This window comes from Streptomyces sp. NPDC093064 (genome assembly GCF_044754605.1).
Lineage (GTDB): Bacteria > Actinomycetota > Actinomycetes > Streptomycetales > Streptomycetaceae > Streptomyces.
Genome location: NZ_JBIVPK010000100.1, coordinates 1 through 11,370 on the forward strand (window position 1 = coordinate 1; position 11,370 = coordinate 11,370).

Annotated in this window: 12 protein-coding genes and 1 pseudogene; 6 read left to right on the plus strand and 7 right to left on the minus strand. The window is 66.7% G+C overall.

Annotated elements, in window-relative coordinates; translation table 11 throughout:
* Positions 1–241: 241 nt before the first annotated feature.
* Positions 242–754, minus strand: a complete 513-nt coding sequence (locus tag ACIQFZ_RS42240; RefSeq protein ID WP_402693852.1) for a GNAT family N-acetyltransferase — start codon at positions 752–754, stop codon at positions 242–244.
* 33 nt (positions 755–787) lie between these two features.
* On the opposite strand from ACIQFZ_RS42240, the gene ACIQFZ_RS42245 reads away from it, so the two are divergent.
* Entirely contained in the window at positions 788–931 is a 144-nt protein-coding gene (locus ACIQFZ_RS42245) for a hypothetical protein (RefSeq protein WP_402693853.1), read from the plus strand.
* A 977-nt stretch (positions 932–1,908) separates the two neighbouring features.
* Here the strand turns inward: ACIQFZ_RS42245 and ACIQFZ_RS42250 are convergent.
* Positions 1,909–2,265 (minus strand): hypothetical protein, encoded by a 357-nt coding sequence (locus tag ACIQFZ_RS42250; RefSeq protein ID WP_402693854.1) that lies wholly within the window; start codon positions 2,263–2,265, stop codon positions 1,909–1,911.
* The gene (locus ACIQFZ_RS42255; protein WP_402693855.1) at positions 2,262–2,588 is read right to left on the minus strand and encodes a hypothetical protein; all 327 of its coding nucleotides are present in this window, start codon (positions 2,586–2,588) and stop codon (positions 2,262–2,264) included. Before ACIQFZ_RS42255 ends, ACIQFZ_RS42250 begins: the two co-directional genes overlap by 4 nt.
* A gap of 320 nt (positions 2,589–2,908) precedes the next feature.
* Here ACIQFZ_RS42255 and ACIQFZ_RS42260 point away from each other — a divergent pair, with 320 nt between their 5' ends.
* From ACIQFZ_RS42260 to ACIQFZ_RS42270, 3 genes and pseudogenes are all read left to right on the plus strand, one after another.
* Entirely contained in the window at positions 2,909–3,106 is a 198-nt protein-coding gene (locus ACIQFZ_RS42260) for a toxin-antitoxin system HicB family antitoxin (protein ID WP_376407062.1), read from the plus strand.
* On the plus strand, positions 3,103–3,399 hold the full coding sequence (locus ACIQFZ_RS42265; protein WP_402693856.1) for a hypothetical protein: 297 nt from the start codon (positions 3,103–3,105) through the stop codon (positions 3,397–3,399). Before ACIQFZ_RS42260 ends, ACIQFZ_RS42265 begins: the two co-directional genes overlap by 4 nt.
* A 357-nt stretch (positions 3,400–3,756) precedes the next feature.
* Positions 3,757–5,212, plus strand: a pseudogene (locus ACIQFZ_RS42270) (IS1380 family transposase).
* Here ACIQFZ_RS42270 and ACIQFZ_RS42275 read toward each other — a convergent pair.
* Positions 5,181–6,422 (minus strand): IS110 family transposase, encoded by a 1,242-nt coding sequence (locus ACIQFZ_RS42275; protein WP_376506373.1) that lies wholly within the window; start codon positions 6,420–6,422, stop codon positions 5,181–5,183. The pseudogene ACIQFZ_RS42270 and the gene ACIQFZ_RS42275 overlap by 32 nt on opposite strands.
* 179 nt (positions 6,423–6,601) lie before the next feature.
* Here ACIQFZ_RS42275 and ACIQFZ_RS42280 point away from each other — a divergent pair, with 179 nt between their 5' ends.
* Both ACIQFZ_RS42280 and ACIQFZ_RS42285 read left to right on the plus strand, forming a co-directional pair.
* Positions 6,602–7,867 (plus strand): ISAs1 family transposase, encoded by a 1,266-nt coding sequence (locus ACIQFZ_RS42280; RefSeq protein WP_402693857.1) that lies wholly within the window; start codon positions 6,602–6,604, stop codon positions 7,865–7,867.
* 12 nt (positions 7,868–7,879) lie between these two features.
* Complete coding sequence (locus ACIQFZ_RS42285) at positions 7,880–8,812, plus strand: hypothetical protein (RefSeq protein WP_402693858.1); 933 nt, start codon at positions 7,880–7,882, stop codon at positions 8,810–8,812.
* Between the two features lie 267 nt (positions 8,813–9,079).
* Here ACIQFZ_RS42285 and ACIQFZ_RS42290 read toward each other — a convergent pair whose 3' ends face one another.
* Genes ACIQFZ_RS42290 through ACIQFZ_RS42300 form a run of 3 tightly spaced genes read right to left on the minus strand, consistent with a single transcriptional unit; the run spans position 9,080 to position 11,272 of the window.
* Positions 9,080–9,757: a hypothetical protein gene (locus tag ACIQFZ_RS42290; RefSeq protein WP_402693859.1), complete on the minus strand. Its 678-nt coding sequence runs from the start codon at positions 9,755–9,757 to the stop codon at positions 9,080–9,082.
* A complete protein-coding gene (locus tag ACIQFZ_RS42295; RefSeq protein WP_402693860.1) occupies positions 9,754–10,335 on the minus strand; it encodes a hypothetical protein in 582 nt (193 codons plus the stop codon). Before ACIQFZ_RS42295 ends, ACIQFZ_RS42290 begins: the two co-directional genes overlap by 4 nt.
* Positions 10,325–11,272, minus strand: coding sequence for a hypothetical protein (locus ACIQFZ_RS42300; protein WP_402693861.1), 948 nt, complete (start codon positions 11,270–11,272; stop codon positions 10,325–10,327). The genes ACIQFZ_RS42295 and ACIQFZ_RS42300 overlap by 11 nt, the downstream gene beginning before the upstream one ends.
* Between the last annotated feature and the right edge of the window lie 98 nt (positions 11,273–11,370).

Below are 11,370 nucleotides of genomic sequence, written 5' to 3' on the forward strand. Positions count from 1 at the left end.
GCTGCCCTCAGCTTCAACCCCACTGCTGCGACAGCGAGTTGGTGCAGGCCTTCCACCTCCACTCGAACCAACAGCGCCTCACGGCGCACACAGAAGTTGAGCCAGAACCGGCTTCGGGAGTCACCGTCCCTGAGTCCTGTTCGATGTTCATGAGTATGGGCAGCACGACGCCGGGTAATGACCGATGCCCGGTGTGGCGTGCCGCAGGGGAGCTTGAAGTTCCCCCGCGGCACAGGCCAGGTCAGATACCGAACGCAGCGGCGTAGTGGACGGTTCCGCTGGGGAGCGGATGGCCGGCGTCGAGGCTGAGGGCCATCAGGGCGTCGTCCGGAACGTCGATGGTCACGCCGATGCCGTGGTCCGACGCACGGCTGAACCCAAACCGGGGATAATACGACGGGTGTCCGAGGACAACCACATGGTGTTCGCCCAGCGACCTTGCTGCGGCCAGGGCCGCGCGGACGGCCGCGGTGCCCGCACCAGTCCGCTGCCGTTCCGGGTGGACGGCGCACGGCGCCAGGCACAGGGCCGGTGTGGTGTCGATGTGGCAGCGGGTCAGCAGGGCGTAGCCCACCGGGCAGCCGACCTCGTCCGCTGCGACGAGGGAGAGACCCTCGATCCAGGCGGTCGGGTCGGCGCGCAGAGCGTCAACGAGGTCGGCCTCCAGAGCGGTGGGGAAGGCGGCGAGGGTGATGTCGCGGATGGCAGGGATGTCAGCGCTGGTTTCGGCGCGCGTGATCCAGGTATTGCCCATGACGATGGAAGATCCGTTTCAGGAGAAGTTCGTGTGGTCGCCCCGCGAGCTCACGCTCTCAGCGAGGGCAGGTATGAGGGTCAGGCCACAGCCTGGGACGTGAGGGAGACCCCGGCGCTGCGCACGGTGGCCCTGAGCGCGGTCATCAACCTCACCTCCTCGGTCCTCAATTCCTGATCGCACACGAACACCGCAACCATACAGCGTTCCGAGCGCCCACCACCGTTGCGCCGACCTCATAGCGTTCTACTGTCGGAACTCGCGTACATCTACGTCCGGGTGTTCGGATTCAGATGCCTTCCCAAGTGACGTCGAAGCTCTGTCCATTCTCGTGACCAGAGCCACCCACGCGTCCAGCGGTTCGGCCGGCCACGGCACCCGCTGGTAGACCGTCTGCAGTTCAGTGCGGACCTGACGGAGTTCGTCCTGAGCGTCGATCAGGTCCTGGGGAAGTTGTACGAGGCTGCCACGACCCGAAGGGTACGGCTGTTCGAGCCGGGTTCCGGACCGCTGCGGGTGCGGGGAGCAGTGGAGCCACGCCCTGGAGACGGCCCGGCAGACGGGACCATCCCCGCGGGTGCGGGGAGCAGCCTCTCGGCAACGGGTGAAACGAGGGCCACGTACGGCGGATGAAAAGTGAGCCACGCCGCGATCTCTTAATCATCCTGACTTCACTGTCTGGGGTCAGGAGGAAGCGAGGGTGATCGACGTGGAGGACTGGGCTGAGATCCGCCGGATGCACCGGGTTGAGGGGCTGTCGGCGCGGGCGGTGGCTCGGCAACTGGGGATCTCGAGGAACACCGTGTTGCGTGCTTTGGCCTCGGACCGGCCGCCGCGGTACGTGGAGGGGCCATCCCCGCGGGTCCGGGGAGCAGATGTTTCCGTTCAGCGTCGTCTGTATCGCGTTGGGGCCATCCCCGCGGGTGCGGGGAGCAGGACGTCGGAAAACAGGATCCGTGATGGCTTTGTCCACGAGTCGTGACGGCGATTGTGTATGGGTTTGGGAGGCACCCAGACCCACGGTCAGGCAATGTTCACGAGTTTTGAAGTCACTGGGATCCTTGCACCTGGGCAGCCCTCACATGCGGTGTTAGACGTGTGCTGCAACGGCACCCGGCTCGGGCTGCAGGATGAGGCGGTGGCCCACGAACTGGTCAGCGTGCTGCGTCACGATGGCGTCCCGCTCCGCGGCCGACCAGGGTGAAGACGGCCAAGGCGATCGTCGCCGCGGCCCCCGTGGCCAGCGCGTCCGCAACGTAGCGGCCCAGACCCGGACGCAGGACGTCGACGAGTGCGAACAGCACGACAGGCCCCGCGAGGCTCGCCGCGACCCCGGCCAGCCAAAAGCGGTGGCTCGCCCAGAACCACTGGGAAAGCCCCATGACGATGAGCGGCGCAGGGGAAAGTTGCGGCTCGTCAAGGGCGGCGAGCACGCCGTATCCCAGACCGCTGACCGCCCAGCAGGCAACGGCCACGAGCGCCGCCTCACTCCAGGTGACGGCCCGGTTCACGCCTGCCGCCCCTCATTCATGGCCCGGGCCCGACGGCGCTCCCACCACCGGGACAAGAGCGCCGCCAGGAACGAGCCGATCGCGAGCGGTGCGGCAACCCAGCGGATCACGGCCGCTGGCCAGCCCGGCTCCCCGCCGGTCATCCGGGTCACCGACTCGATGGGGAGGCAGATCCCCAGCACCACAAAGCCGAGCCCCCAGGCGCGGACCGCCCACACAGGTTCCTGGATCATCACGTAGTCCGGTGGCTGACGCGGCCGGAGAACGGCCCGCCCTCCCAACCACACGCAGCCCAGCTCCATAGCCACGATGAACACGTCCACAGCCCTGCCGAACACCTCTGTCACGGTCCCGCCCCCTCGCCTTCCTCTCTCACCTCCGGCGGACCCCAGAACGCCAGGCCCCCGGCTCATCATGATGACCGCCCGGACGCGTCCCCTCACCTGCTGGGCACGGCAGACGGCCTGCGCGACTGGCTTTCCGGTATCCGGCAATGCGGGCACCCTGACGTCACTTCTCATGAACATCCAGGGGCGTCAAGATCACCAACTGCTGTCCAAACCGGCAGATAAACGCTGCTCCTTGAAGTGAACGAAGCCACAGGCTCTTATGCCACCGCAAGCCGGTGGCTACTCTTGCAACCATGTCTGTCACCACTATGACCCTGCGTATCCCCGACGAACTCGCCCCCTCGATCAGGGCGGCCGCCGCGGAGGCGGGCATGAGCGTCAACGCGTACGTCGTGCGCGCTGCCCGCCGCTCCGCCACTCTCGACGCCGCGCGGCAGCTCGCCGCGCTCGGCCTCGGCGACGACCTGGCGGGCGAGGGCGACACCCTGTGAAGCGCGGTGAGATCTGGGCCCTTCCCGATGGCCGCAACGTTCTGATCGTCAGCCTGACCGGCTTGGAAGAGTCCTACGGCGCTCTCCTCGTGATCGTGCTGCACGAGAACGGCCGGTACCCCGATACGGCCATGTCGGTGGTGATCGGCGATCCGATCCCCTGCACCGCGGTCGCCGTCAACATCACACAACTGCGGGTTAACCGGTTCGAGGGAGCAAAGCTCCTCGGCCCCGTCGACGCTGCGGTCATGGCCCGGGTGGACCAGGCCCTGCGCGCCGTCCAAGACCTCTAGTTGGCGGAGCCCGCACGCTAATTGGGCTGGCCCGTGCCGTCTGCGTGCGGCACGGGCCAGCCCCTGTACGCCGCTGTGCGGCGCGTTCCGCCCCACGCCGGGCCCGCTTCCCCGGCGTGGGTGTGATCGCCGTACAGCGGCCCGTACAGCCGATCTTGAAGGGAGAGCCCGATGGGCATCGTCGGAGACAGCCTGAACCGCGCCGTGCAGCAGGCGTTCACCCGGCCTATCCCTAAGCCTCGATCCACCGAGTGACTCGCGTGCTGTGGATGAGCAATCAAGAAGAGGTGCCTGCTGACCTGCGATGATGGGAGTTCTGACGCTTCCAGCACGCACAATCAGCAAGGCACCTCGTAGATGCAAGTTTCCCATACTCCGGCAGCGGTCTCCGCTGCGTTCGATGACCCGAACCTGATCGCGTATGCCGGGCTGCTGCCGGTGCTACGGCTGGCCGAGCGGTGCGGGCTGTCGCGGCTGGTGGCCGAGAAGGTGAAGCTGACCGGCGCGAAGAACGGTGCGGGGGCTGCGGCGGACGCCAAGGTCACCAGCATTGTGGGCGGCATGGCCGCGGGTGCGGACAGCATCGACGACCTTCACGTCCTGCGACACGGGGCGATGCCGGCCGTGTTCGCAGGTGCCCGTGCCCCGTCCACGCTGGGCACCTTCCTTCGCGCGTTCACCCACGGTCATGCCCTTCAACTCCACGCTGTCCATCGCCGGTTCCTGGCCGCACTGGCTGCGCACTCCCCCTTGCTGCCGGGCTCGGACGAGCTGGCGTTCATCGATGTCGACTCCACGCACAAGCGGGTCTACGGCCGGGCGAAACCAGGGCGCCGAGTACGGCCGGTTCAAGGGCATCCGCACCCTGCACCCGCTGCTCGCCACGGTCTGCACCCCACAATCGAGGCCGGTGATCGCCGGCGTACGGATGCGACGCGGCAAGGCAGCAGACTCCAGAGGCGCCCCGAAATTCGTGAGCGAGGCCCTGGCCACCGCCCGCGAGGCCGGCTGCACCGGGACCCGTATCCTGCGGGCCGACTCGCAGTTCTACAACGCCGGGGTGATCGCCGCATGCCGCCGGACCGGCGCCCACTTTTCGATCACCACCGGGATGAACCCCTCCATCAAGCGGGCCGTCCTCGGCATCCCCAACGATGCCTGGCAGCAAATCAGTTACCCGACCGCGGTGCCCGACCCCGCCACCGGTGAGCTCATCTCGGACGCCGAAGTCGCCGAGATACCCGAATACACCGCGTTCGCGAGCCGCAAAAAGAGCGACCAGGTCACTGCCCGACTGATCGTGCGCCGGGTCCGTGACCTGGCCAAACAAGCCGTTGTGGGTGAACAGGGCGAGCTGTTTCCCGTCTGGCGCTACCACCCCTTCTTCACCGACCAGCCTGCCGCAACGCTGCAGGCCGAGCGGGAACACCGCCACCACGCCGTGGTCGAGCAGGTCATCGCGGACAGCAAAGCCGGAGCTCTGGCGCACCTGCCCTCCGGGCACTTCCACGCCAACGCGGCCTGGCTCACCCTCTGGGCGATGACCTACAACCTGCTGCGGGCCACCGGCTCCCTGACCTCCGCCTTCCACGCCAAAGCCACCACCGCCACTCTCCGCACCCATCTGGTCCAGATCCCGGCTCGGATCGCCCGCTCCGCACGACGCATCACCCTGCACCTGCCGCACAACTGGCCCTGGCAGCACGCCTGGACGCACCTCTTCGACACCGTCCACGACCCACCCGGCTGGTCCGAAAATAGAAGCAGTCAGGGTGGCGTCCTCAGGCTCCGATGGGTTCGAAGCGAACGGTGAGCCCGAGGGCGTTGGCCTGGCGGGTGATGCGTCGTAGGGCGCGTTCGGGGTCGTGCTTGGTGTAGTAGTCGCCGCCGAGGTCGTGGAAGGGGCTGTCGGTGGTGAGGATGTGCCAGACGGCGGTCAGCAGGGTGTGTTCAAGCGCGACGAGGGCCTTCTTCTTGCCGAGACGGGGCATCAGCCGCATGTAGCGGGCGCCTGGGTAGGTGCGGTCCCGGGTGCGGGAGGCTGCCATCGCCGCGGTGCCGAGTGCGGCGCCGAGCCATCGGTTGCCGTGGCGTCTGCGCCCGGATTTGTGCTTGCCCGCGGACTCGTGGTGGCCGGGGCAGACGCCGGCCCAGGAGGCGAGGTGGCCGGCGGTGCGGAACCGGGCCATGTCCGCGCCGGTCTCCGCGATCAGGACCTCGGCGACGGCCTTGCCGACGCCGGGGATGGTCTCGAGCAGTTCAAGCTGCCGGGCAAAAGGGCGCATCTCCTCCTCGATCCGCGCCGACAGCTCCGTGATCGCGGTCTTGATCTGGTCGATGCGCTCCAGGTGCATGCGGCACAGGAACGCGTGGTGCTCGCTGAAGTTGCCGGTCAGCGCTTCGACGAGGGCGGGGATCTTGGGGCGCATGCGGGCCTTGGCCATCTGCGCGAGCGCGTGGACGTCGCGTTCCCCGTCGATGAGCGCGTCCAGCATCGCCCGCCCGGACACCCCGAGGATGTCGGTGGCCACGGTGGAGAGCTTGATCCCGGCGTCCTCGAGTTCCTTCTCCAGTCTCTGGGCCTCCCGGGACAGCTCGGAGGCCAGGGTGGTGCGGTAGCGGGTGAGGTCGCGCAGGTGCCGGATCGGCTCCGGTGGCACGAACGAGGCCTTCAGCAGGCCGCATTCGCCCAGCTGGCAGAGCCAGGCCGCGTCCGCGACGTCGGTCTTGCGGCCGGGCAGGCCCTTGGCGTGGGCGGCGTTGACCAGGATCACGTTCAGGCAGTCCTCGAGCAGGTAGAACGCCCCGCGCCAGTAATCACCAGTGGCTTCCATGACCACGAGGGTGACCTTCTCGGCCACCAGCCAGTCCCGCAGCTCCAGCAGGGAGTTCGTCGTGGTGGCGAAGGTCCGGATCTCCTGCCGCCGCGAACGCCGACCGCTCGGACTTGGAGTCCGTACGCACGCCTTGAGGTCCTTCTTGCCGATGTCCAAAGCGGCGCACCGCTCGTGCAGCACGTCCATGACAGCCCCTCCCATCGCGACCGACAAGGGTGCGCCGTCCGGAGGAGCCAGGGCTTCGGCGTAGTCGGACGGTGTCCGGTTCGTGCTGCTCTGGCTGCTGAGCTGGCTCCGCGAACGTGACAGGCACGGGTTTCCACGATCATGGAGTTCTCTACGCCCCGTGATCCCAGTGGAAGACCGTGCCTGCCGACGAACCATCGCCGATCCTGCCTGTCCTTGACCAGCTCCGCGAGCACCCCCAGCTTGTACCCGAGGAGGTTTTGGGCCTGCTGGAGCGGCTGGCCGAGGTCCCAGACCCGCGGGATCCGCGCGGCGTGCGCCACGCCTTGGCCGTGGTGCTCGCGCTGACCGCCTGCGCGGTGCTGGCTGGCGCGACGTCGTTGCTGGCGGTCGGCGAATGGATCGCCGACGCGCCGGCCCACGTGCTGGAACACCTCGGGGTTCGCCCCGATCCACTGCTGCCGCGCCGCCTTGTGCCCTCGGAGTCCGCGGTACGTCGGCTGCTTGCTCGCGTTGACGGCGATGCGTTGGACCGGGCGGTCGGCCGCTGGCTGGCCGACCGCCGCCCTGATACAACCCCGAGTGCCGGACTTCGGGGCCTGGCCGTGGATGGCAAGAGCTTGCGGGGCGCGGCCAAGGCCCAGGGCCGGAAGATCCACCTGCTCGCCGCACTGGAACACACCACCAGCTTGGTCCTGGCGCAACTGGATGTCGGCGAGAAGACGAACGAGATCACCCGCTTCGAGCCCCTGCTGGATGCGATCGCCGACCTGGCCGGCGTGGTCGTCACCGCCGACGCGCTGCACACTCAGCGCGAGCACGCCGCCTACCTCCTGGGGCGGCGGGCCCACTACATCGTGATTGTGAAAGGCAACACGAAGAAGTTGCACAAGCAGCTCAAGTCCCTGCCCTGGAAGGACATCCCGCTGCAAGGCCGCGTCAAGGGAGTGGGCCATGGCCGTGCGGAGATCCGACGGATCAAGGTTGCCACCGTCAACGATCTGCTCTTCCCCGCAGCCCGCCAGGCCATCCAGGTCAGGCGGCGCCGCACCGACCGCAAGACCGGCAAGACCACCGTCAAGACGGTGTACGCGGTCACCAGCCTTACCGCTGAACAGGCCGACCCCGCCCAACTCGCCCGACTGATCCGCGGCCACTGGCAGGTCGAGGCCCTGCATCACGTCCGCGACACCACCTTCGCCGAGGACGCCTCCCAGCTACGGACCGGCAACGCACCCCGTGCGATGGCCACCTGGCGCAACCTCGCCATCGGCCCCCTGAAACTGGCCGGGACCACCAACATTGCAGCCGACCTGCGCCGCAACGCCCGCGATCCACGCCGCCCGCTCGCAATCCTCGGCCTCATGAGACGGCAAAACGGGCGTCACGCGGGCACGCCGCAACCTGCCGCCTTGGCTATGCCCCCCAATGTCGGTGGTGTCTGATGGGATGCCTGCGTGCCAGATCACTACCTGTTTGCCGAGATCAACGTGGAGTGGCCCGATCCCACGACCTACGAGGAGATGGCGCGCGCGTGGCTGGATGGGGGCTTTGCCACGCTGGCAGGCAGCCATCGACAGGCACTGGAGGAGGGACCGAAGCTGCCTATGGAAGCAATGCGGCGCAGCATGCCATGCGGACCGCCGCACGCTGCCTGGGGCTTCGTCTCGATCGCCCGCCACGACGGGCGGCAGCTGCGCCGTTCCAGCCGTGTGATCTCGGCGCGAAGCATGTCGTGGTTCCTGCGCCAGTTGGCCGATCCCCCGCGCACCGCGACGATCGGGCTCTCGGTCCTCGACGAACGCGGCTACCCAGGTAGAAGCCCTCTGCGAATCACGGTCGACCGCCCCGAGGCCCGGGATTGGCCGGAGGCGATCGATTGGGCGGTACTGTCCTGCAGAATTCCCGAGGGGGACTTGCTCGACCCCACACAGCAGGAGGTAGTGCTCCGCTTCCTGCGCGGCATCAGTGAAGGTATGGACCCGTCCTTCGCACACATCACTTACGACGACGAGCTGGGCAAAACGGGTCTCGAACGCACGCTGGGTCCTCCATGGAAGTTCCCCTACGAGACAATCCCGATGAGCCGTCAGGCACTGCGTGGATACGAGTGGTGGACGATCTGCCCAAAGGAACTGGCCGGACCCCTCGGCGGTGCAGGTGCCCTTCGCGCCACCGGCGCGTTCCATGAGGTGGTCCGCCTGCCGTCGGGCGCGTTGTGGCTACAGGCGACGAAGCACTACCGAGACTACGGCCCCGACGCATACGCAGCGGTGTTCCACGCGCTGGCCCCGGCCCTCCCTGCTGGCATACCGAAGCGCTTCGATCGACGTGACGACGAACCGGCAGAGCGCATCGTCTACCTCGACGCGTCAGCCGTCAGACCGTGACGACACACACAGGCGACCGAACAAAATGACGTCAGTAACGGCCGGATGCCGTCGCCAGCCAGGCGGCGCCCGCCCAGCGCTCGGGGATGCTGTTCTCAGCCGCGGACACGACACCGTTCGCTCTGTGGTCCGCCACAAGGGACCTGGACGAACTGCCCGAAGAGCTGTGACACGGTCGCGTCCAGAACGCCTGGACCATGGAAGCCGTGTCTGTCGAGGTGCCCTGCGGCTGAGCTCGCAGACCATTACGAACCAGACGTCGCGAGACTACGCCGAAGCCCTGGCTTGAAGGGTGCTTTGCTGTACCTCGCGGTCCACCGCCTGAGCCTCGTTCAAACGGCGCTTGGCCTGGGCCAGGACGAATTGAGACCGGGCCTCCGTGGCACGAGGGCGGGCGAATCCGAGGAGCTGGCTGATGACGGCGCGCCTGACGAATTCCTGCTCCTTGTGCGCGAAGCTGATCCACGATTCTTCGTTGCGGTGGATGTGGCGCAGAGTGTTGCGAAACGACAGCGGGATCAGCTCTGTAGCAGTCGACGGGTTGAGCCCGAGCGGGATGTGAATGTTCGGCCACTCAAGCGCGGCGAGAATCCAGTCGGAGAAGTCGCCCGCTGATAGATCCTCGCCGTTGATGCTGACCTTCCCCATCCGGCCGTAGCTCCAGGATCGGGACAGTTCGCAGGGCTGGCCGTTGATCCTAAGTTCTGTGGTGACTGCTACGTAGGCGTCGGCTACGGCAACCCCTATCGCCTTCGCCGCATTGTCGCGGTCGCCCAGGCAGTAGTCGATGACCCGCAAGGTCGTGGACTTGGAGCTGTTGCGCACGCCGTGGAGGATGTTGAGCATGCCGGAGGCGAAGTCGAATTCGTCGAATTCGCCGCCGCCGCGGATGAGCCGAACCTTGGAGATGCGCAGACCGCGCTCAGCGCTCGTGTCGTGGGTCATGGACGGATCTCCCGGTGGAATGGCGCGTCGCCGACCTCTTCTGGGAACAGGTCGTAGATGAGGTTCTTTAGGTCGGTTCCCGACATCGCAGCGAGGTTGTCCTGCATGGCCTCGCACCGCCGGACGAGCGGTTGAAACTGCTCCATCTCGGCCAGGCGAGCTGCGGCCGCCTTCCCGGCCGGACGCAGTTTCACACGTTCCGGGTTGTGGCTGACTGTGACGGTGATCAGCTTGCGGGCGGTGAGGAAGAAAAGGAACTGCCGGTAGCGGTGGTCCCAGGGGCCATACCGATACCGGACCATCGGTGCTTCGACCTCGTGTGCGTCCATGGCGACGAAGGCATGGCTCAGTCCTGCGGTCTGCGGGAGAGATGCGTGCGCGCGCTCAAGAAACCCTGGATACCGGAGGAAGAAGTCGAGCTTCGCGAACTTCGTTCGACCCTCGATATATGGACCTGGTTCCTTGCCACACAGGTGGATGAGCAGCAGGAGGCGAGAGGCGTGAAAGTCCACGGAGTCATCCGGATCCCATGCCCTGTGCGGCGGTGGCACGACGCGGCTGCCGATCTTATGAGGCATCTTCGTACCTGTTCTGGCAGCGAGCCGTGATGTCACTCAGGACAGCGAGCGCATGGCTGAGGGGCACCTCGTTCGACACCACTTCGGGCAAGCGGCAGACGGCTTGGACGGTTTCCCTATAGGCCGGTTCCCCCGCCTCGATCAGGCCGCCACGTCGCTGCATGGCAGTGACTTGGCAGATGGCGTAGATCTTGTCCGAAAGGTCGGCGAGACGCTGCTTCTCAGCACCCAGACTGCTGCGCTGGTGCCGGCGGAACGCGAGCATAGCCTCGTGCTGTCGATCGGCTTCTTCTGCCAGGACACCGGCCGGCCGCAACTTCTCCTGGAGAGTCATGAGCCGCTCCATGCCGCCGTCATGACGTTGACCGGTGACTCGCTGGACTGCGTCCTCGAACACGGCACGGAAGTCCTCGACGCTGTGACGTACCGCCCGTAGCTCCGCAGCCTTCCGGCCGATGTGAACTGAGATGAGCCGCTTCAAAACCTCATCCACCTCGGCGACCAAGGGCTCTTGGCCAAGGTAGCTTCTGACCATCGGGGTCAGGCGCCGTCGTGCTTCGTCTTCGACCTGATCACTCGTGCGAGCCTCGACCAGCACGTCAAGGCGGTCTACACACCAGCCGACGTCTCGCTGATCACGCAGGTTCAACCCGTTGAGCCTGTCGATCACCTTCTGACGTACCTCAGCGCTTACAGGCTCTCTCGTCCGGCCACGCTCGCAGGCGAACTCGTACAGGTCAGCCGCGGGCGTCTCGTTCACGATCAACGTGAACCGGGTGCCCTCAGGGAGCGGCTTCCCGATGAACAGCTTCCCGAGATAGCTCGTCTCAGCAGTTCGATTTTCTCGCTTCTTCGTGGAGTCAGGCTGGCATATTTTCGCAACGCTGTGGCTCTTCCCAGGCCCTTCGACCGTCTTGACCTGCCTGTAGACGGGCACGGTCGGGCCCTACCCCTTGATCGTGGACACCCTGATCATTGGATCGTGAAGATCCATAGGACAGGAGTTCCCGTTGGGGACGTCGAAGTACTCGCCTG